The organism is Billgrantia montanilacus, assembly GCF_003336675.1.
Taxonomy (GTDB): Bacteria; Pseudomonadota; Gammaproteobacteria; order Pseudomonadales; family Halomonadaceae; genus Halomonas; species Halomonas montanilacus.
This window is the reverse complement of sequence record NZ_QPII01000014.1, coordinates 27159-48869: the sequence shown is the minus strand read 5'-3', so window position 1 is coordinate 48869 and position 21711 is coordinate 27159. Positions and strand designations below refer to the sequence as shown.

The window sequence follows — 21711 nt, the reverse complement described above, 5'->3', positions numbered from 1 at the left end:
GTGCCTCCTGTCCGCATCAGTGGGCGGCGCGGCGCTTGAACAGCTCGCGGAAAACCGGATAGATGTCGCCGGCCTCGACGATCTGCCGCATGGCAAAGCGGTCGGGGAACTCGTCGGCCACCGATTCGTACTCCTCCCACAGCGCCTGGTGGGCATGGGGCGTGATTTCCACGTAGGTGTAGTACTGCAACCGTGGCATGAGGGACTTCATCAGCTGCTCCCGACAGGTGACGGAGTCGTCGTCCCAGTTGTCGCCGTCCGAGGCCTGGGCCACATAGAGATTCCACTGACCCGGTGGATAGCGGTCGGTGATGATCTCGTCGACCAGGGTCAGGGCACTCGACACGATGGTGCCGCCGGTCTCCCGCGAATAAAAGAACTCCTCCTCGTCGACCTCCTTGGCGGCAGTGTGGTGACGGACGAAGACCAATTCTACTTTCTCGTAATTGCGCTCCAGAAACAGGTACAACAGCAGGAAGAATCGCTTCGCGATGTCCTTGTGAGCCTGGGTCATGGAACCCGAAACATCCATGACACAGAACATCACCGCCTTGCTCGATGGCTGGGGCTGGTTGACCAGGTTGTTGTAGCGCAGATCGTAGGTATCGATGAACGGCACCGCTTCGAGGCGCTTCTCGAGGCGCTCGATCTCGGCCTTAAGCTCGGCAATGCGGGACGGATTGCGCAGTACCGGATCCTTGCTCTCCTCGACTTCAAGCGCCTCCACGGCTTCGCGCAGCGCACGGCGGATGGGAGCCCGCATGGCAATCCGCCGAGCATAGGCCTCGCGCATGGAGCGCACGATATTGATACGGGCCGGCACACCGTCGCGGGAGACACCGGCACGTACCGGCCGTACCTCGTCGAGGTCCACCAGTGCCTTGCGTTCCAAGTGGGGCAGTTCCAGGCCATCGAAGACGAAGTCAAGGAACTCCTCCCGGGTCAGGCTGAAGGCAAATTCGTCCATGCCCTCCCCCTGGTTGGAGGCGCCCCCTTCACCTGCCCCACCACCACCGCCACCACCGGGACGACGCAGGCGGTCGCCTTCGACGAACTCCTTGTTGCCGGGGCTGACGATGGTCCGCTTGCCGCCCGGGCCGTGCTGGAAAACCGGTTCGGAGATATCGCGGGCCGGAATCGACACCTTCTCACCGCGCTCCATGTCGGTGATCGAGCGGCGATTGACCGCCTCCTCCACCGAACGCTTGATATGCGTCCGGTAGCGGTCGAGAAAACGCTGCCGATTGACCGCACTCTTATGCTTGGCATTGGCGCGTCGATCGATGAAATAGGTCATGGTGACCTCCCAGGCCAGCGCCGGTTACTGCGATTTTCGTACGCGCAAATACCACTCTGAAAGCAGCCTCACCTGCTTCTCGGTATAACCGCGATCCTTCATGCGTTCCACAAAGTCTTCATGTTTCTTCTGGTCTGCCGTGGATGCCTTGGCATTGAAGGAAATCACCGGCAACAGCTCTTCGGTATTGGCGAACATCTTGTGCTCGATGACCCCTCTGAGCTTCTCGTAGGACTGCCAGCTGGGGTTCATGCCATTGTTCTGGGCCCGTGCCCGCAGCACAAAGTTGACCACCTCGTGGCGGAAGTCCTTGGGATTGGAGATACCCGCCGGCTTTTCGATCTTCTCGAGCTCCTCGTTGAGGGACTGACGATTGAACAGCTCCCCTGTCTCAGGGTCGCGATACTCCTGGTCCTGAATCCAGAAGTCGGCATAGGTCACATAGCGGTCGAAGATGTTCTGACCATATTCGGAGTAAGACTCCAGGTAGGCGGTCTGGATCTCCTTGCCGATGAAGTCCACGTAGCGCGGCGCCAGGAACTCCTTGATGAATCTCAGGTAACGCTCGAAGGTCTCCTTGGGCAGTTGCTCCTGCTCCAGGCGTTGTTCGAGTACATACAGCAGGTGTACCGGGTTGGCGGCAATCTCGTGATTGTCGAAGTTGAACACCTTGGAGAGGATCTTGAAGGCGAAGCGTGTGGACAATCCGTCCATGCCCTCATCGACACCCGCCGCATCGCGGTACTCCTGGATCGACTTTGCCTTGGGGTCGGTGTCCTTCAGGTTCTCGCCATCATAGATCCGCATTTTGGAGTAGATGCTGGAGTTCTCCGGCTCCTTGAGCCGCGAGAGCACCGAGAACTGGGCCAGCATGCGCAGGGTGTCGGGTGCACAGGGCGCCTGGTCAAGCGACGAATGCTCGAGCAGTTTCTTGTAGATGTTGATCTCTTCGGTGACCCGGAGGCAGTAGGGCACCTTGACGATGTAGACCCGGTCGAGGAAAGCCTCGTTGTTGCGGTTGTTGCGGAAGGCCTGCCACTCGCTTTCGTTGGAGTGGGCCAGCACGATGCCTTCGAAGGGAATCGCCCCCATGCCCTCCGTGGGGTTGTAGTTACCCTCCTGGGTGGCAGTCAGCAGCGGGTGCAGCACCTTGATCGGTGCCTTGAACATCTCGATGAACTCCATCAGCCCCTGGTTGGCCTTGCACAGGCCGCCGGAAAAGCTGTAGGCATCCGGGTCATCCTGGGAGTAGAGCTCGAGCTGGCGGATATCCACCTTACCCACCAGGGAGGAGATGTCCTGGTTGTTCTCGTCGCCGGGCTCGGTCTTGGAGATGGCGATCTGGTTGAGGCGGGACGGGTAGAGCCTGACCACCTTGAACTCCGAAATATCGCCGCCATACTCCCTGAGCCGCTTGGAGGCCCAGGGCGACATCACGCTCTTCACATAGCGCCGGGGAATGCCGTACTCCTTCTCGAGCAGTTCGCCATCTTCCTCGGGCGAGAACAACCCCAAGGGCGACTCGTATACCGGCGAGCCCTTGATGGCATAGAAGGGGATGTGCTCCATCAGCAGCTTGAGTCGCTCGGCAAGCGATGACTTGCCGCCCCCCACCGGCCCCAGCAGGTAGAGGATCTGCTTGCGCTCCTCCAACCCCTGGGCAGCATGGCGGAAGTAGGCAACGATCTGCTCGATGGCCTCTTCCATCCCGTAGAACTCGGCAAAGGCGGGATAGCGACGAATCACCTTGTTGGAGAATATCCTCGAGAGCCTTGAATCCTTGGCAGTGTCGATCACCTCGGGCTCACCGATGGCCTGAAGCATGCGCTCGGCAGCGCTGGCATAGGCCATGGGGTCTTCGCGACACAGCTCAAGGTATTCCTGCAGGGACATTTCTTCCTGCTGGACACGAGAGAAGCGGTTCTGCACATGATCGAAGATGCTCATCGAAGCCTCCTGTTTGCCCACCCTGATGGCCACCGCCACAGTCGATGACCTCACCGGGTTACTCATCAGCCTAGTCAGCTTCCGGCGGAGCGGCCGGGGGAACTGTCAACGCAGTGAATGACTATCCATGAGAACGCAGGGACCGCCGAGGGTTCGATGAAGAAACGTATGCTGATTTAACGATGCATGGACGCAATGCTCAAAGGTCGCTCGACACCTCACCGAAATGCCCGACCGGTACGGTAATGGGGCAGAGCGCCCTGGGATGCGTATCGACCGGGTTCCTGCGGCGGCGCCCGCCATTTCAGGGCCATCGAGGAAAAGAGTAGCGGGCTGCCCTCCAGGTTCAAGGCGCCGAAGCCCATCCGAAGCAAACCTTCACTGCGCTCAGTGCGCCAGCCGGATATTTCCTCAAGTTAGCTCAAGGTTCAGCGTCGGGTTCAACGCAAAAAAATGGCCGGCACACTGGTGCCGGCCGGAACGAAGGACTGATTGATGTCGGCCGCGCCTTCGCTGGCTGAACGCAAGCATGGCCTCAATGCCCTGGATTCAGCGTGCCGCCTTCTCGCGCACATCGGCCAGATCCCAGGCCTTGAGCAGATCGACGGCAGCATCGGGCGAGTCGATTCCCTGTCCCTTGACCTGCATCAGGATTCGTCCGTCGAGCAGCAGCGTCGCCTCGACCCGCGAGCGATCCGCCTCCCACTTGACGATGGCAGACTCACGCCCCATGCGAACACGCTCCATGTTGGGCTGGGCTGCGATCATGGCGGGATTGTTGAACATCGCGGCCATGCCCTGGACCATGGGGTTGTCGATCATCAGCGACGCCTCCAGGCGTCCCTCTCCTTCGTCCTCGCGATAGTTGCGCTGTAGCATGGCGCCACCGCCCCCCATCAGAGCCGCCGCGCCACCACCGCCGGCAGATTCGGCTTCGCCTGCGGTCCAGCCATCGGGGGCATCGGGGAAGGTCTCGGCAATGCGTCCCGACAGCAGCTTGCGAATGTCGTTGATGGCGAACTCCAGCTCGGTGATCGCCGCGCCGTAATCCTCCTCCTGATACAGCTCAAGCCCCAGCTCGATCTGTTCGATCACTTCATCGGCCAGCGCTGAAGCGGTGAATGGCATTGCCAGCGCGGCACCCAACAGGGCGATACCAAGAGAGCGTTTGTTTCGCATGTTCGTTTTCCTCGTTATTTTTACATTCCACTGCAGCGACCGTTGCAGGTCGCCGGCTCACATCGTCCAGCGCATTTCCCGGCCCCGCGGTCTCACTGCGCAACCTCTGCTCCTTGCGTATCGTCGTCTGTCGGTGTCTGCGTGGCACGCAGCTTCAGCTTGCGGAACTTGGCCGACATGCCATCCAGCTTGGCTTCCCATTCCGGATCCGGCTGTTGGCCTTCGATGGCCTTGAAATACGCCTGCATCATGCAGGTGATGGCAAAGGGCTCCAGTACCGCCACCTTGACGCTCCAGGCGAATAGCAGTGCGACGATGACCCCCGTCGCCGACCAGCCACCGGGAATGAGATAGGCGACAAGAGCAGCAGGCGCCAGCATGACCAGGAACACAAGGAACGAGAGACCGTAGACGATCAGCGCCAGCCAGGCGGCATTCTTCAGCATTGGCTTGGCATTCTGACCGTAGAGCACGAGCGCATCGCGGGAGGATGCCCAGGCATTGTCGGAGCGGGTGCGAATACAGTAGGCCAGGATCACCTCGTCGATAAAACCCACGGCGATGCGCAGGAACATTTCGACGAGCCGGAGGAACTGACGGGCGCCGGGGATCGGCAACAGCCGGAATATCCCGCGAGCCAGGCCGGCAATGGCACGCAGCACCCCCTTGATCAGTTGATCTACCCCGAACAACACGCTGGCCTGGGCAAAGCGCGCCTTCACCACGGTGCTGGCATGCTCGATCTGGCCACGTCCCGGGGGCAGAGGCTTGCCGTCCATCAGCTCCACCAGCACGGCGATATGGCCCGCCTTGACCATGTACAGCAGGTACTCACGCAGGATGTAAATGATGGCGCCGACGATCCCGAAGCCGATGACACCGCCCCAGAAGGTGGACGCGGCGCGGAAGCCCTCGTCGCCCAGGCCCCCGACGCCCCACCCCACGCCGGCACCGACACCGGTCATCAGTACGTAGGCCAGGGCCACGCCGAAGTAAACGGCAAGGCGGAAGAGAACGAAAGGCAGCGTCTTCAGCATCAGGCCAAGGGCCTGGCCAATCTTGAAATCCCACATGTCGCCCCCTGCAGAGGTTGAATGTTGTTGGTTGTCTGGGCTAGAGCGCTGAGCGCATCTCGTTAGGGTAATCAGTCTCTTGCCGCTTGGCCCCGTTCGTTCAAAGAGGGAAAGGACGCAGCTCGCCCGCGGTCGAATCGATGGCTCGTGAATGGCCGGTCAGTGGCAAAGCTCCGTCGTCCATTCGTCCGGCTCGACGGGCCCGCGTCGGCACTGCTGTTGCCGCCCCAGCTGCGTGAGCAACCAGCGGCCATCACTCCCGGAAGTGAAGTGCAACTGATAGCGCAAGGCTCTGACGGAATCATCCTTGAGGTTGTCCAGCCTGAGATTGACCTCGATCTCTCCTGAGTCGAGCATTCGCTGGCTCACCGTTTCCGAGGTGACAGGATTGAACTCCTTGAGCCCATACAGATCGCGGGCCTGGGCAACAGGGTCTGGCGTGGCATCGACCTCGGGTAGTTCGAGGAGATGGTAGTTGGCATTAGCCTCTCCAGCGGGGGCCCCCTCATCGACCTGCCACAATCGCACCACCGGGACGGGAAAGGTCGGCGGCTTGCCTGCCCAGGCCAGCCGCATGCCGTCCTGGCTCAAGGCCAGCGCCTGGGCAGGGCCCTGCCGGGGCATCGGCAGCGCATCTGCCGCGGTTTCGGCATCAGGCCCATGCTGCAGTTCAGCAGGGAAGGACTCCGCCCGCTCGACCACAAGACCCGTCTCCAGCACATAGCGCTGGACATCCGCACCGCATGCAGCCCATACGCTGGCACCATCGGCGGAGAAGGCGACCTCGCGACATCCCTGACCACCTGCCAGGGCCTGAAGCAACTCCCCCGTGTTCGTTTCCCAAAGCTTGAGCGAGGCGTCGGCCGCCACTCCCGGATTCCAGCTGGTGCTTGCCAGCCTCTCGCCATCGGGGCTGAAGGCCAGCCCGGTGATCGGCAGTGGCCGGTCAATCTCCGGAGAGAGATGGCCCTCCAGCCGATGGCGGGACTCTCCGAAAGGCACCATCCGCACCTCGAGGCCACCGTTTACGGCAATTGCCATGCGCGTGCCATCCGGGGAGAGCGCCAGCTGCTCCACGCTCTCCCCCTCGAGCTCGAACTCGTGCTGAAGTTCTGCGGAAGCCCAATCCGGCGCGCCACTTGCCATGGCTGGGCCATGCAAGGCGCCCGCCATCAAGCCGAGGTTGAGGGCATGGCGCCAGCCCGCCATCCGGCTGTGCATGCCATACCCCGGCCAGGGCCGGAGAATGGCGGGGCCACGCCCCGCGATGACAAATCGCCCGAGCTGCCGAAGTCTGTCAGGTCGCATGGCTTCCTCCTGGGTCTGGTCTGTTCTGGTCTGGTCCGGCCGAATCGAACGGTCACTGGTCCAGCGCAAGACGGAGACTTTCGTTCACCGATACACCGCCGTACTCGAACTCGAGGTCATCGGCCAAGGCGTCGAGGCGATAGAGCAGCATGAAATGGCGAGGCTCGTCGTCGGCAGGCAGCCAGAAGGGCTCCACCAGTTCGACCGGGCCACGCTGATAGGCGGCCACCAGCTCACCTTGCGGTGCCCGCAGCCGGAACCGATCGGTCACCGTCATCATGCCGCCGGTGCCGCTGAGATTCGTCATCGATGCCTCGACCAGCACCAGGGTCTCGCCCTCCTCGGCGCGATATTCGGAAAAGGCATCCAGGGCGCCAAGGGCATGGATCGTGACCGGCGTGGGTTCGTCCTCGATCAGCGCCAGCGACTCCACGCTTGCGGCGGATGTCGTACCGTCGCGAAGCCTGAAGCGCATCGAGGGGCGAATATCCGGGGTGATGCCGGTAGCACGGAACTCGGGGAAGTAGGCCACCAGCTCGATGCCCTCGGCGTCTTCGGGTATCGCAAAGACGGCCATGCCGCCCGCCCAGGCATCCGGCAGCCAGGCAGGGTTATCAGGCAGCGAGCCAAGCTCGCTATCCCGTACATAGCCATGGGTCGTATCGATGACCGCCTGCAGCAGCCCCCGCCCCTCCACATACTCCATGACGCGCGGCAGCTCGATATCAGCAGACGGATCGGCATCGCGGTCCAGGGCCAGGGCGTCTGCCATCGCGACCCACTTTCCCCTGCCACGCAGGTCGACCACGAGCCAGATCATTCCCGGCGGAGCAGCATGGCCTTCCCAGCGTTCATGAAGGTCGAAACCCTGTACGCCGACCTCCATCAGGTCGTTGGCCTCGACCTGCTGCGCGGCCTCCCTGTCGGCTTCTGGCTTCCTGCTCTCGCCAGCCATCAGTGGAACCTCCAACGCCGCATAGTCGTCATGGTAGTAGCGCAGCGACAGCGACTCGATGCCGGCGTCCGGCACCGGGTAGACCAGGCTGCCACTGATCATGGCGCCGATCCGGCCGAGTACGAAGCTGTCGATGATGGCATCACTGTCGCCACTCATCCGGGCGCGACGATAGACACGCTCGCCGTTGACCAGCAGATAGCCCTGTCGCTCGAGGGAGCCGATCAGCACCTCCTCCGGATAGTCGAGATCGAATATCAGATCGGCGGGCATGATGTTCTCGACCTCGAGCGACAACACCAGCCAACGATGCCCGGGTGGCGGAGCTTCTCCGGCATGCTCGTCACGCAGTGCCCAGTCGGTGATCCTCATGTGCAAGGCGCGGTTGCACCCCTCGGCGGCCAGCGCCCCTCCTCGTTCGACCGTCAGGGCCTGCGGCCCGGGAATCGTCCGGGGCACCTCTGCCGATGCTGCGCCAGTCAGCAAACCCAGACAGAGGCCCAGTGACGCCACGGCTTGCTTGATCGTATTTTTCATGGCTCGCTCCTCAGCACGGGTCCGGCAGGGTATCGACGATGGCCCCGTTGACCTCCCCGAATACGCTGTCAAGGGCAGCCAGGTAGATCTTCGACTCGATGGCCCAGCTGGCTATCTCGACCCACTGGTCACTCAGCTTGCCCAGCGCCTTGCCCCCGGCTGCCTTGGCCCCCTCGCGCAGGATGCAACACTGCATGGACCCGGCACTTGGCTTGGTGAGAATGCAGCTCCAGATCGATTGCACCATGGCCACCGCCGAGGCAGCATTGTCGATGCTGTTCATCAGGACCAGTATCTGCTCCGTCATCTGCCCTCGTCCCTGGGGGCCCATGCCCAGGGTGTCGCCTGTCTCGGGGTCGATGCGCCACCAGGTCACGACAGCCTCGGGCTTCGTCGCCATGACCAGCCACTGCCCCCGATCCAGCGACTCTCGCAGGTGGGTAGCCGTGTCGGCATCGACACTCTGCAGCGCATCGCCCGATGTCACCAGCTGCCAGTCGATTCCATGCGACAGAGCATCGGCCAGCGCCAGACTGGCATTCACGGGGCTGCCTTCGGCGCTATCCAGGTGACGCTCTTCAGTGCTGCGCATCAGCTCTGCCTCCAGCACCGTATCCAGCACCCCTTGCGCCAGGCGAACCTGGCGCGGGCCAGCACTTCCGGGCAGAACCTCTATCCGGTTATCGATGATGTCGAAACCATGCTCGAACAGCGGCCCCTCCTCCTCCAGCGTGAGGTGTTCGAAGGTCGACAGCAGATTGAGGCGGGTCAGGGCGATATGATCGCGGTGCGGGCTGCGGGCATGGCGATGATGTGCCAGTGCCATCAGATCCACGGGGTGGGGTTCGAAGCGTTCCAGCGCCTGCCCCATCAGGCTTGCCTCATCACGGCGCAGGGCATGCACCGCCCCCAGGCTCACCATGCGGTTGTCGAGAGTGCCTAGCAGGAGCTGGCCGAGGGTATACTCCGTCGGCCACCAATGGCTCTGGGCCAGCAGCTCGGTGGACGAGAGCATGCTGAATGCCCGGGCTTCGCGCATGGCATCGCTGAACGAGAGATCCTCGACGCCTACCTCCCGGCGCTCACCACCCAGCACATCCATCAGTGAGCGCTCGAAGATGTCTGTCTCACGACCGGGAGCAGAGACGCTGAGGCGCAGGAAGGTGGCCGTCAGCTCAGGCGGGGCCTCTGCCTCCTGCTGACCGCGACGCCCTCCGATGCCGATCTGCCCGAGGGCAGTGGTTGCTTCGCTGTAGGCCTCGGAAATCGCGGTCCCGCTTTCGGGGTCGCCCAGGCTGCCATCGTGGAGGATGCTGTGCTGAATGACCGGCTCGCCATCGACCAGCAGCAGCGGCAACCACTCCTCGCTGCTTCCCAGCAGGGTCGGCAGCTCATCGGGACTGAAGCCGGTGTCACCGCCCATCAGGGTCGCCGCCGGGGGCAGGCCCATGGGCTGCAGGTCCAGCATCAGTGATCGCCCGATCAACGCGGCGGCCGCCGCTTCATGGTCCAGTGCGGTGCGCTCCTCGAGCTTGCCCGCTTCGAGTCGCTCGGCAACCACTTCGAAGCGCAAACGGTGCCACTGCTCCTCGGGTATCGCTTCCGGCCACAGCGACTCGAATTCCCCTTCGTGGACCCGCTCACCCGGTCGGTGACGCCGAGACACGGGGTCGAGATCCTGCCAGCCGCCTGGGCTTTCCCACTGAACCCACCAGTGATCGGCCACAGCCCGCCGCCACTCATCCGAATTGCCCTCATCGGCGGAAGCCAGGTCGAGCTGCCCGGCCAGATGACCGGCAAGATAGTTGGCCTGCTCCAGCGTGCGGTCGGAGACCCGAGCCGCCATTCGTTCGGCACGCTCATCGGATAGCTCGACTTGCCGTTGGACAGCGCCCTCGTCGGCGTTCAGTCGCTGTGCCGCAGTGGCATAGTCGCTCGACGCTGCCACCAAGGAAGGTCGCGCCGAGACGTGCCCGACGTCGGATTGCCAGTCCCCGAGCAGCGCCTCGATACTGCCGTCGTCCAGTGTCGCCCTGGCAAGGCGGACGCGATAGCCTGCCGATTCGAGCAGTTCCGCCAGCAGCAGGGCGCGGTCGAGGTGACTGCCATGGCCATCCATCAGCACCCCGCGGGCACCGCGCAAGGCACCCTGGTACGGCAGCCATCGGGTCTCGTCCCGCACCCAGTCGAAGAGTTCCTCGACATCGTCGCCGATGAGTGCCTGCCGCGAGGGCACCGCGTAGCGCTCCATCGCTAGCTCGGCCAGGGCCTCTTCGGTGAACCGATAGGCCTGCTGCAGCTGCTGCTCAACGACCTGATAGCGGTCGGCCGGCATACGACACTGGGCGTCCGCCCAGGCAGTCCCTCCCAGGGACAGACCCAGCGCCAGCAGCAGGCCACGCCGAACAACGCCCCAGCGCGCTCTGCATGGCGCTCTCCCTTGCCGTCTGCATGGCCCTCTCCATTGCCCTCTTCGGCTGGTGCAACAGTTCATCCCAGCGTCCCCCTTGTTCCTCGAGTAACGGCCCATCAGAAGGCGGCCAGGGCCGTCTCGGCGACGGGACTGAAGTCAGGGTCGCCGTGATCCCTGACACGCTTCAGGAAGTCGATCCAGCCTGCCTCTGCCTGGGGCTCTCGTGACAGCCAGCCGGGTCGGGCGGTCATCACGCCGGCCAGCGCCTCGGGCGGAAAGGGGGCATACCAACCGGCAGCGGGCGCAAAGATGACCGGCTCGAGAATGCCGATAAGCCCGGGCACGGTGTTGTACTCCAGGGTGGCCAAGGCACCACCGCCCCGGTTGTTCATGAAGTGATCACCGATATAGGCAAAGTCGGCCACCGGATTGACGAGGATCCGTCCCATTTCATGGGAAGCCAGTTCGCGTGTCGGCGAGCGCTCCAACCCTGGCGTAAGGCCTGAGCTCATCAGGACGCCTACCGCCGGGTTCACGGCCCAACGGTCGCGATGTTCGTCGATGGACTGGACGATGGTCTCGACAACAAGCGGCGCATGATCCGCCGATCGCATCAGCGGCTGCAACAACCGTTCGGGCAACTGGGCATGAGCTGCCGATTCCGCCGCCCAGAGCAGGGTCACCGCACGCTGCGTAAAAAAGGCGGGATCCGACTTGGCCAGCCGGGCCGGTGACAATTGCAACGTTTCGGTCGCCTTGCGCTTCACCAATTCGGAGGTATCGTCCCGCTCCAGGGCATCGAAGACCGGACCCAGGGTCAACTCGGGGGAGGTGCGGGGGTTACGCTGGTGGTACCTGACCAGACGCTGAAGGCCGACCAGACGATGATCGTCGCTTGGCCCCTGCTCGACCAGTGACGCCATGGCACCGGTAAAGCTGCGCCTGGCCACCTCGGCCAACGGTGAGGTGTCGGGACCGGCAGCGCCGGCAGCAAGCTCTCGGGCGAGGTTTTCCATGAGGGCGGCCAGCCGTGCCGACTCCTGTTGGGATATCTCCTCCCGCAGCGCCTCCAAAAGCCGGCGGAAGACAGGTTCCGGCCCCAGCGGCCCTCCGGCGAAGCGCTCAAACAGCTCGCCCCGCCTGCCCGGGAAGTCATCGATCTCCAGGGCAACCTCCAGGGCGTCCCGGGTTCCGATATCAGCCAGCGCCGCCAGTACCTCTGTCGGATTCTCTCTCGCCAGCTCGGCATGCTCACTCACATAGGCGAGCCAGGTGGGGGCATCGACAAAGTCCAGCTCGGCCATGCGCGGAAGGAAAAAGCGGGTAGCCGCCTCGCCGTGCTCGTCATGAAAGAGTTCCTCGGCAAGGGAGTGGAGTACCGTATCGGGCAGCGCCCCGGTCGCCATCAAGCGGGCGGCATGGGCGCCATCCTCCTCCGCCAGGGCGAGCATATCCGCCTGCAGGGTGGTGGCGTCGACCCCCATCTCGACGGCACCGAGAACCAGGTGTCGATACGTCGACGAATGCTGACTGAAAGCAGGGTCAAGGATCGCCTCTCGCAGCAATGCCTCGGCCTCCGGTGCCTGCATGGCGAAGAGCGTCTTCAGGGCCGCCACTCGCAACTGATCGACCTCGCGAGCTGTCAGGCCTTCCGTATCGACCTGTTGGAACACATAGCGCACCGCGTCTCTGGCCGGAAGCGCATCGACGCCCATCTCCCGCAGCCACTCGAACGCCATCTTCCGCTGCAGCATGGAAGAAGCCACCAGCGACTCGGCATGCTCCATGGCCGACTTGCCTCGATGGGTGGCATCCGCCTGGTGGTCCGGCAGTGGCTGGCGCGCCTGGGCATCGGGATCCGGCGGCCCGGCAGCCGACAGGGAGACGACAGGTGCCAGGCCAAGCAGCAGCACCATCAGTAGCGCTTTGGTGATAATACCCAAGCGTTCTGTCATGTGGATGGCTCCGAAAGGGCCTCGCTCAGGCGAACTTCCTTGGCCTGGCGCGGCGCGATGCTGAAAGTGTGATGGCGGTCGCCCTCCTGGGCTTCCACCACCAGGGTGTAATCCCCGACATCGAGTTCGATGGCCTCGCCATCGACACGTCCACGAGCCACGGTACTGCCGGCCGCATCCAGCACCCGCCAGGGAGCCGCCAAGGCGCCGGCAAGGCCCTCGACCAGTTCCTCGCCGTCGTGACTATCGAAGTACTCGCCGCCACCCAGCTCGGCGAAGCGCTCGAACTCGGCCTGCAGGCCAATCTCATCGATATGGAAGCCGACGATATTGAGGCGAACGTCGAGGCCCTCCTCTATCAGGTCTGCCACCGACTGCTCCAGGTCGCCCTCGCAGGTCTCCTCGCCGTCGGTCAGCATCACCACCAGACGACGCTGTCCCTCGTAAGACGCCAGGTCGTCGAGCACGGCATCCAGTGAATCGGCCAGCGGTGTGCGCGCCAGGTTGATCGCCTGGATGTCTTCGACGGCACGCCGCACCTGCGCATGATTGTCGTCGCCGGGCGCGACCAGCAGTTCGGTGGCACAGCTATGGGGCTCGGTGTGGCCGAAGGCACGCAGTGCGACAGGCACGGTCTCGGGGACCCGCTCGTCAAGCACCTGCTGTACGATGCGGCGGGCCACCTGGATACGTCGGCCGCCTTCCATCTGCTGCAGCATGGAGCCTGAAGCGTCGAAGATCAGGTGTACCACGCCAGCGGCAACCACCGGCGCATCACCGCTGGCCACTCGCAGACTGCCGGGCTCGGGGGGTTCCTGATAGCGGCGTTCGACCTCGAGGGCAAAGGTGGTGGGCTGGCGTAATTCACGCATGCCCGCCTCGAAGGCACGAATCAACTCGCTGCGCCCTGTGGTGTAGCGATAGGTGCCACCGCCTACATGTGCCCAGCTGAGCATCTGATCCTGATACCAGCGGTATTCGTTGGTCTCCTCCCTCCGGCTGCCGTGGGAGATCTCGAGGGTAAATATCCGTGGGCGAACCGTTTCCAGGTCATTCCATACTGACATGTCACGGCCCAGTTGCTCGGCATCGGTGATCAGGAAGATCGCCTTCTCGCCCTCCTGGCTCGCCAAGGCACGGGTGGCGAGCTTCAATGCCGGTTCGGAGTCGGAGTCGGAGTAGCGACCGTTGTAGCCATTCAGGGTCTGGGCCACCTGGCTGGGCGATTCCGCCCAGCCATCGATCAGCAGCGGCCCCCCCAGCGGCAGCATGTTGAACACTTCTCGTCCCGGTTGAAGCCCCTCGGCAAAACGATTGAGCGCCTGGTAGATGGCCGGCTGGTGCTTGGCCACGCTGCCGCTGCCGTCCCACAGGAAAACCACCGACCGCGGGGGCTCGGCCATCGTCAGCCTGTAGGTTCCCGGCACGAGGTCCAGCGCCTCGGCGAAACGCTGCCCCCCCTGGCCGTCCCGCCAGGCAAGCGGTACCTCGCCGCCCTCGGGGTCGGTCAAGCTCGCCTTCAGCCTCCCGCGCAGGGACTCCTGCAGCGCGAAAGCCAGGGTGTTGTCGCCTTCTTCCAGGTCGATTCGATAGTGTCGCGAGTCCCCCGGCTCCTCGACCCTGCCGGTGATTCGAGACGTCAGCGTCAACGGTCGGCCGGCATGACTGTCGGTATCCTCGACGGCGGCCAGCGCCAGCTCGGTGGTCGACCGCTCGGCCTCCAGCGGCCCACGGGAGTGATCCATGCCCCAGTGACCGAGGATCGAGCGGCCGCTGCCCAGGCTATCCGCCTCATAGGCCCTCAGCGCCTCGGGAGGGCGCCAGGTGTTCTCGCGTCGTCCTTCCCCCTCCTCGGGTTCGTCGAACACCAGCCTCAGGTAGCGCACGCGGGGCGAAGCGGGCAGCGGCAGGCTCGCCACGCCCTCATCATCACGCGCGAGGTTCCAGTCGGCCTGGTGCTCCCAGGGACCCACCGGGCTTTCGGTGGCGGTATAGACGCTCACCTGCTCCACGGGCTGGCCCTCCCAGTCGAGATTCTCGATCCATTCGAGTTCGTCGATACGTGCCGCGCGCTGATGCAGGAAGGCGAACACCATATCGAGGGTGCGATCACGGATACGTTCTCCTCGCGGGTTATCACCCATGACACCTCGCGCGGTAGAGCGGTGCCCCTTGAAGCCATACAGGGAGGAGATGTCCGGGCGGGTGTGGACCCAGTGACCGCCCAGCTCAGGGTCGAGCAGGTCATGCCGGCGCCGGGCCAGTTGGCCCGCCGGTTCGCCAAGCACGCGCAGCAGGCCGCTGCCGTGAGTCCTGCGACGGGCCGCTTCATGGTCCCAGACGCTAAGGGGCCGCAGCTGGACATAGCGTGCTTCACGGGGGGTGTCGAGCTCGAAGAACTGCTCGCCGTCGCCGGAGGCGAGTTCCAGGGTCTCGACCACCTCGAAGGTGTCGAGGTCATCACCCAGGGCGATTTCCACCTCGCGCCAGCGATCACTATGATCGTGACTCGACCGCTGGTTGAAGACGACGCCCCGGACCAGCCCGCCCTCATCAGCCAGGCGTATCGGCGGCAGCGCCTCACCCAGGTCGTTTGACACCTCGATCGAGCTGCCGGAACCGGCCATACCATCGATAAGCAAGTAGGGATAGCTTCTGCCACGTCCCGGCAGAGTATCGATAGGTTCACCGCTGCCCGCATCGACGAAGGTGGCACCGAAGGCGTTCCATGCCAGGTCGGCAAGGCCCTGCAACGGCTTCGGCACATCCGGCGTGTTGAAGGAACCGACCGCCGGAGCCAGGGGGTCCAGCGCAATGTCTTTGCGCAGCACCCGCTCACCCGCTCGCACGAACAGCGATAGCGGCGCGTTTTCCAGCATGTTCGGCGGCAGCGTCCAGTTCAGCGGCAGTTCCGTCTCCTCCCCGGGAGCCAGTTCGATCGCCTCCGGCAGGCCGGATACCGAGGCGCCGTCATGGCTGACATGCGCCTCCAGCGTCAGTGTCTGGGGTTCATCTTCGGGATTGACCAGTCTGAGCCTTGAGGCAAGACGCTGCCCTGTAGGCGCAAAGGGAGGCAGGCGCTGAGCCTCCGTTGTCAGGTTCAGCTCGAGCTGCGGCGCTGCCGGCAGGGGGTAGGCAGGGTCCGAGAGACTCACGTCCCGGCCTGCACGCCCGAAGGAGACCTCCAGCGTAGCCGCTTCGCCTCCCGGTATGGTGACGACATGACGGCCGCGCTCTTCGGTATCCTGTACCTCAAGCATGTCGCCGTCGTCGGTGCGGAACTCGAGGCCCGTATAGGCGCTGCCCAGGGAGTCGAAGCGCCCTTCCAGGAAGACATCTCGATCCTCCTCGGTCACCGGCAGGCGCAGGAAGCCCCCGTCGCCGCCGGCTCCCCCCATACTGCTGCTGATCACGGCATCCTCAGGGAGCAGCGGTGCCTCGTCACGGCGTAGGGCCGGTATAGGCATGTCGACATGGTTCCAGGGGTCGGCGATGGTCACTCGAGCGGAATAGCGAGCTCGGGAAGCCGCATCTCCGCCCAGCACCAGGGTGTAGTCACCCGGTGGCAGGAGCGAATCCAGCCGTACGTTTTTGTCCACCGAATACCTGAGCCGAGTCTCTCCCTGCCACTCCAGCCCAACATCCATCTCGCCACCTTCGGGTGGCTCAAATTCGAGTACAACCCGGTTCCGGCCCGGCAGATGGAAGTGAAAGCGGTCCTGGTCACGCAAGGAGTGGAAGGAGCCATGCAACGGTTCGCCCAGCCAGAGAGGGTTGGCATCGCGATCTTCGTCATTGGGCTCCTGCTCGAAGCCCGGCTCGGGCTGGCCCGTCGGTGAAGCGAGGAGCCGATAGTCGGTCCCCTCTCCCAGCAACCTGACCAGGTAGCGCCCGGGAAGCAGTCGAACATGCTCCAGCCACAGATCATGATCACCACGCCCCGTCCGGCGATGTTCCAATACCAGGGAGCCGTCTCCGACGCGATGGACTCCCAGTCGCTCCAGGGGGCTTTCACTTTCCGTGGTAAAGGCCCACTGCTGGACCTCGCCGCCGACCTGCAACGCGAACCACGCCTCGCCTCTCCCTTCGAAGCGGCCATGAATCGGCGCATCCGCCAGCATTGGAACAGCCCATTCGCGGATATCGTTGGGCCGATCGACCCAGCCCTCGGGCGCCGGCTCATCCTCGTCCAGTCGCAAGGTAAAGGTCACCGGCTCGCCCCCGCGAGCGCGGCTGCGCAGCATCAACGCATAGTCACCCTCCGGCAGAGACATCCGGGAGAAAAGGTTTTCGCTCAAACCGATACGGCAGACCTCGTCACGGCTGTCGATCGGTTTCAGGCAGACCTCCAGCTGTTGTTCCATGTCATCGGACACGGCCCCCAGCGTCCATGCCTCTTCGTCCGAACCCACCGGGAAGGCAAGGTAGCGTCGCTCGTTGCGCTCCATCGTCAGCGCGATCTCTTCCCCGCCGTCAAGCCAGTGACGCGTTTCAGGAGAGCCAGCGACCTGCACCTCCTCACTATCACGACCCTCTTCCGCCATGTCCTCTGCAGCGATCGATTCCTCCCGTCGTCTACCGTCTTCACTCATCCTGGCGCCCAGGCGGCCGATGGCGTTGCCCTCCACGTGGCGCACGTGGAGCCGACTCCCCTCGGGCAGCTCGAGCCGACCCCATGCCTGCTGCAGGGGCGCCCCCTCGACGGCCTCGACGATGACCTCGCCCTCTTCGTCCGTGATCCAGGCCTCTAGCGGCGCTCCCAGTTCACCGACAAGGACCACTCGCCATAGCTGACGAGGGTCTTCCTCGGGGATAAGCGGAATAGTGGCGTCGGGCACATTGAGCTGGAAATACCATTGCCGCCCAGGTTCGACGGCGATGTCATCGGTACGGTCGGGACCCACCGTGCCACGTATACGGATTCGATCGCCGGAGGTCAGAGACAGGCGGTACTCGCCTCCCGTGTCTTGCGGCAGGAAGCGAATGAGATGCTCACCGGCCGGCACCATCAATGGCTCGCGCCCTTCGCCATCGCCGCCCGGGGCCACCGAGAGCGTCAGCAAGGTTCTCTCGGCGCTGGCATCGGTTGTCGGTTCGGCGCCGAAAGTGGCAACGCCGGAGCCGCCGGCGGCCTCCTCTCCCGGCCAGAAGAGTTCGGCGTCCAAGGCGCCATCGCCCTGCAGCTCGAGGTGCCAGAGGCGGTCCGTTTCGGCATCATCCAACGCCCAGCGGAACAGGTCACGATCATAGCCCGACACCTCGCCCACCAGGCGGGCTTCGCCACGGAACGACAGCGCCTGCTCAAGGGTGTCGTTGGGCTCCTGCTCGAAGACCATCCCGGGAAAGGCCGCCGCACTACCAGCAAGCAGCAGTGTCAGCAAGCAGGCGACTGATGTAACCTTGGCTCTCACCTTATTACCCCCTCGTACTTTTTTGTTACTCATCAGTCTAGGCACACGCCTTTTCCCTAGCCCCGTCCGTTTACACGGGTAACCCGTCACGCCTCGCATGTTTCCTTTCTGTAAGCCATGTTTCTCATAGGCATCGACGGAACAGCCTCGCATACCGCCGCCGAGTCACACCCGTTCGAATGAACGGGGACAGCACCTCCAATGGACGGGAAGATGGCTGGATGGCATCCGGTCCCGGCAGCCCGTCCCTTCCAGCCCAGAGCGCCAAGGAGATTGCCATGACGACACGTCGCCTCACCTGCCTGTGCCTCACTGCCGCCCTGCTGATGACAACCCTGCAGGCCATTGCCGATACCTTGCCCGTACCAGAAGGTAAGGTGCTGCTGAGTGTGAGCGGCAAGATCGGCAAGACCAACGTTGACAGCGAGGCACACTTCGACCGCACCATGCTCGAGGCCCTGCCGCGGCAGACCCTACACACCTCGACCGTGGTGACCGATGGGGTGAACCGCTTCGAGGGTTTCCTGATGAGCGATCTGCTGGCCCACGTCGGCGCACAGGGCGAGCGTGCCGAGGCCAGGGCACTGAATGACTACGTGGTGGATATACCGCTCGAGGATTTCCGCGACTTCGAGGTATTGGTCGCCGACAGCATGGACGGGGAACGACTGACACCGCGTGACAAGGGGCCGCTATGGATCGTCTACCCCAGGGACGATCACAGTGAGCTTCAGGACATTCGCTACGACTACCGCTGGGTCTGGCAACTGGAGAGCCTTGATATACGATGATGCCCCTGACCCGACGCATGCCCGCCTATTTTGCCCCCTTGGTCGTCATTCTGGCCTTCGTGGCCTTTCTGACGTTTTCCCTGGTGCGACTCTTCCAGGTCGAGCAGGACATGCGCTCCAACGTCAGCGACAACATGCTGTGGGTCATTACCCAGGCCCAGGTAGCCAGCCACCGGCTTGACGAGGCGGTCAACCGCCGCGCTCTGGGTGACGAAACCACCCGGCCTGACCTGCGCTTCGATGTACTGACCAGTCGCCTTGTACTGCTTGACGCAGGCCCGCAGCAGCGCTACCTGGCAGGACTTGGCTTCGATGGCGACATCGCCGCGGCATTCGAACAGCTGGATGCCATCGAGCCCCTGCTGGAGCGCGTGCGGCCCGGGGCCATCGACGTCTCCGATCGCATTCATGGCACGCTCGAGCCCATGATGAGGCAGCTCAACCGCATCGCCAACGCGGTAATGATCGAGGAATGGGAGAGCACAGGCGCTCGGCTGGACGAGCATCGCAACAGCACGCTACAGGTGATTGCCTCGGTGGTGGGCATCATGCTCAGCGGCGTGGTATTGGTCGTCTTGCTGCTCTCGGCGCTGCGCCAGCGTGCCAACGCCCAGCGGGCGCTCGCCAGGCATCGCAACGAGCTCGAGAATGAGGTGGAGCGCAGGACTCGGGATCTCGATGCGGAGCGCCAGCGCCTGGCCGCGGCTATCGAGACCGCCCCGGACGGCTTTGCCGCCTTCGATACCCGCGGGCGATTGGCGTTGACCAACCCACAGCTGGCCGAGCTGCTACCGATATCGGCAACCAGTCTGGCACGGGGACGTCCATTGGCCTCGATACTGCAGGACATTCGCGAGCTGGCCCGACCGGAAGAGACCCAGTGCGACACCCTCGGTACGGCCCTGAACGGCAGCCTCCAATGCGATATGGAGATCCTCGGCCAGGGCTGGCGGCAGATGATGATTCGCCAGACAGATGATGGAGGACACGTACTGCGGGTCGCCGATATCACACGCTACAAGAAGGCCGCCCTGTCGCTGGAGAGCGCCCTGCGCCGCGAACGGGGCGTCAGCGACTTTTATCGCAGTTTTGCCGCCACGGTTTCACACCAGTTCCGCACCCCGCTGGCGGTAATCGACTCCGGCCTGCAACGGCTGCTACGCCGTGGCGACCAGATGACACCGGAGGATCGGCAGCAGCGCTATACCCGCCTGCGTGATGCCGTGGCGCACATGACCCGCCTGGTGGAGAGCGCTCTGACGGCCGCACGACTGGATGGCGGCCAGGTGGAGGCATCGACAGCCCCCTGCGACCTCGCGGCCATCGTCCAGCAGGTGTGCCAGCTTCAGGAGGAGACCGCCGGCACCCGGCGCATCACCCTGGAACTCGCGGACTCGCCGCCGATGATCGTGGTCTGTGACCGAGCGCTGGTCGAACAGATCCTCGCCAATCTGGTGTCCAACGCCTTGAAGTATTCCGCGCCGGACGCCCCCATCACGGTTCGGCTCGACCACGACAGCGCACACGCTACCTGTACCGTGCAGGACCGAGGCATCGGCATACCGGAAGAGGATCTTCCGCTGCTGTTCGAACGCTTCTTCCGCTCTCGAAATGTCGCAGCGACACCGGGCATCGGCCTGGGACTCAATATCGCCCGCCACCTGGCCCGCTTTCAGCACGGCGACATCACCGTGGCCTCCCGAGAGGGAGAGGGCACGCGTTTCACGCTCACGCTACCACTCGCTGCTGGAGGAGCCGAGCCATGATCGACCAGGCACCACCTTCGAATGCCATGCCGGCACTGGTTCTCTGTGCCGAGGATCATGCCGAACTGCGCAGGGATATCTGTGAGGAACTCAGAGAGGCCGGCTACGCCGTCATCGAAGCCGCCGACGGGCACGAAGCCATCGCCCAGATCAACGCCGTGGCACCGGACCTGATCCTATGTGATATCAACATGCCGGGGTGCAACGGCTATGAGGTACTACGCGAGATTCGCCAGGCGCGCCCCGATCTTGCCGATACGCCCTTCCTCTTTCTCACCGCACTTTCCGATCCACGCGACATCGTCGACGGCAAGCGCATCGGTGCGGACGATTATCTGGTAAAGCCCGTCGACTTCGACCTCATGCTGGCGACCCTCGACGCCCGGCTGCGTCAGGTGAGACGCATGCGCTGCAAGACCGCCGAGGAGATCACCGAGCTGCGCCAGGCCATGACCGACCTGCGCAAGGAGGCAAGCAGCCAGGCCTTCGTCGCCGCCACACGGGCCCTCGACCTGGTGGCGCCCGGCATGGTCCTGCTGGGGCGAGACGGACAGATACTCTTTGCCAACCGGGCAGCTCATCGCCTGTCGCAGGACACCGAACAGCTGGTACTTGGCCATAGCCTGTCCGCGGCCACGGCCGTCTGCGGTCAGGCGCTGCGCAAAACCGTTCGGGCCGCGCTCGAGTGCAGTCGGGAAGGAGAAGAGAAGGTGACCTGCCTACGGCTCGATCGCCCGGGCGAACGCCGTGACCTGCTGGTGCTGGCTTGTTCGCTGGGCTGCCCCGCCGGCTCGCCCCATGAGCCGGCGGTGGTGGTACTGCTCTCGGACCCCGAAAAGCGTGCCCAGGTACCCCAGCAGATACTGGCCAGCCTGTTCGGGCTTACGCCGAGCGAAGCCAGGATCGCTCTGGCCCTGGCCGAGGGGCTGCGCAGCGAGGAGATCGCAGAGCGCATGTCCATCTCCACCACCACGGTCGCTTTCCACCTGCGCAATCTGTTCCAGAAGACCGATACCCACCGTCAGGCCGACCTGATCGCCCTGGTGCTCTCCGGCTCGATGTCGGTCGCCCTGCCCTGA

At 63.9% G+C, this 21711-nt stretch carries 12 protein-coding genes; 3 read left to right on the top strand and 9 right to left on the bottom strand.

What is annotated here, in order from left to right:
* Positions 1 to 16: 16 nt before the first annotated feature.
* The 9 genes from DU505_RS16340 to DU505_RS16300 all read right to left on the bottom strand — a co-directional run bounded on the left by DU505_RS16340 (position 17) and on the right by DU505_RS16300 (position 18075).
* Positions 17 to 1297: a YeaH/YhbH family protein gene (locus tag DU505_RS16340; RefSeq protein WP_114480051.1), complete on the bottom strand. Its 1281-nt coding sequence runs from the start codon at positions 1295 to 1297 to the stop codon at positions 17 to 19.
* A gap of 24 nt (positions 1298 to 1321) precedes the next feature.
* The gene (locus tag DU505_RS16335; RefSeq protein ID WP_114480050.1) at positions 1322 to 3244 is read right to left on the bottom strand and encodes a PrkA family serine protein kinase; all 1923 of its coding nucleotides are present in this window, start codon (positions 3242 to 3244) and stop codon (positions 1322 to 1324) included.
* Between the two features lie 549 nt (positions 3245 to 3793).
* Positions 3794 to 4423, bottom strand: coding sequence for a hypothetical protein (locus DU505_RS16330; protein ID WP_181872853.1), 630 nt, complete (start codon positions 4421 to 4423; stop codon positions 3794 to 3796).
* 92 nt (positions 4424 to 4515) lie between these two features.
* A complete protein-coding gene (locus DU505_RS16325) occupies positions 4516 to 5496 on the bottom strand; it encodes a hypothetical protein (protein ID WP_114480049.1) in 981 nt (326 codons plus the stop codon).
* Positions 5497 to 5655: 159 nt separating this feature from the next.
* Entirely contained in the window at positions 5656 to 6804 is a 1149-nt protein-coding gene (locus tag DU505_RS16320) for a WD40 repeat domain-containing protein (RefSeq protein WP_114480048.1), read from the bottom strand.
* Between the two features lie 52 nt (positions 6805 to 6856).
* On the bottom strand, positions 6857 to 8296 hold the full coding sequence (locus DU505_RS16315; protein ID WP_114480047.1) for a hypothetical protein: 1440 nt from the start codon (positions 8294 to 8296) through the stop codon (positions 6857 to 6859).
* 10 nt (positions 8297 to 8306) lie between these two features.
* Positions 8307 to 10631, bottom strand: coding sequence for a hypothetical protein (locus DU505_RS16310; RefSeq protein ID WP_114480046.1), 2325 nt, complete (start codon positions 10629 to 10631; stop codon positions 8307 to 8309).
* 194 nt (positions 10632 to 10825) lie between these two features.
* Positions 10826 to 12664, bottom strand: coding sequence for a hypothetical protein (locus tag DU505_RS16305; protein WP_114480045.1), 1839 nt, complete (start codon positions 12662 to 12664; stop codon positions 10826 to 10828).
* On the bottom strand, positions 12661 to 18075 hold the full coding sequence (locus DU505_RS16300; protein WP_181872852.1) for a VWA domain-containing protein: 5415 nt from the start codon (positions 18073 to 18075) through the stop codon (positions 12661 to 12663). The genes DU505_RS16305 and DU505_RS16300 overlap by 4 nt, the downstream gene beginning before the upstream one ends.
* A 278-nt stretch (positions 18076 to 18353) precedes the next feature.
* On the opposite strand from DU505_RS16300, the gene DU505_RS16295 reads away from it, so the two are divergent.
* Genes DU505_RS16295 through DU505_RS16285 form a run of 3 tightly spaced genes read left to right on the top strand, consistent with a single transcriptional unit; the run spans position 18354 to position 21711 of the window.
* Complete coding sequence (locus DU505_RS16295) at positions 18354 to 18866, top strand: putative pterin-binding protein (protein ID WP_220250848.1); 513 nt, start codon at positions 18354 to 18356, stop codon at positions 18864 to 18866.
* The gene (locus DU505_RS16290; protein ID WP_114480043.1) at positions 18863 to 20632 is read left to right on the top strand and encodes a sensor histidine kinase; all 1770 of its coding nucleotides are present in this window, start codon (positions 18863 to 18865) and stop codon (positions 20630 to 20632) included. Before DU505_RS16295 ends, DU505_RS16290 begins: the two co-directional genes overlap by 4 nt.
* Entirely contained in the window at positions 20629 to 21711 is a 1083-nt protein-coding gene (locus DU505_RS16285; protein ID WP_114480042.1) for a response regulator, read from the top strand. The genes DU505_RS16290 and DU505_RS16285 overlap by 4 nt, the downstream gene beginning before the upstream one ends.

Coding starts and splice junctions, on each gene's coding strand:
- DU505_RS16340 (WP_114480051.1), bottom strand. CDS start 1,297: ATGACCTATTTCATCGATCGACGCGCCAATGCCAAGCATAAGAGTGCG.
- DU505_RS16335 (WP_114480050.1), bottom strand. CDS start 3,244: ATGAGCATCTTCGATCATGTGCAGAACCGCTTCTCTCGTGTCCAGCAG.
- DU505_RS16330 (WP_181872853.1), bottom strand. CDS start 4,423: ATGCGAAACAAACGCTCTCTTGGTATCGCCCTGTTGGGTGCCGCGCTG.
- DU505_RS16325 (WP_114480049.1), bottom strand. CDS start 5,496: ATGTGGGATTTCAAGATTGGCCAGGCCCTTGGCCTGATGCTGAAGACG.
- DU505_RS16320 (WP_114480048.1), bottom strand. CDS start 6,804: ATGCGACCTGACAGACTTCGGCAGCTCGGGCGATTTGTCATCGCGGGG.
- DU505_RS16315 (WP_114480047.1), bottom strand. CDS start 8,296: ATGAAAAATACGATCAAGCAAGCCGTGGCGTCACTGGGCCTCTGTCTG.
- DU505_RS16310 (WP_114480046.1), bottom strand. CDS start 10,631: ATGCCGGCCGACCGCTATCAGGTCGTTGAGCAGCAGCTGCAGCAGGCC.
- DU505_RS16305 (WP_114480045.1), bottom strand. CDS start 12,664: ATGACAGAACGCTTGGGTATTATCACCAAAGCGCTACTGATGGTGCTG.
- DU505_RS16295 (WP_220250848.1), top strand. CDS start 18,354: ATGACGACACGTCGCCTCACCTGCCTGTGCCTCACTGCCGCCCTGCTG.
- DU505_RS16290 (WP_114480043.1), top strand. CDS start 18,863: ATGATGCCCCTGACCCGACGCATGCCCGCCTATTTTGCCCCCTTGGTC.
- DU505_RS16285 (WP_114480042.1), top strand. CDS start 20,629: ATGATCGACCAGGCACCACCTTCGAATGCCATGCCGGCACTGGTTCTC.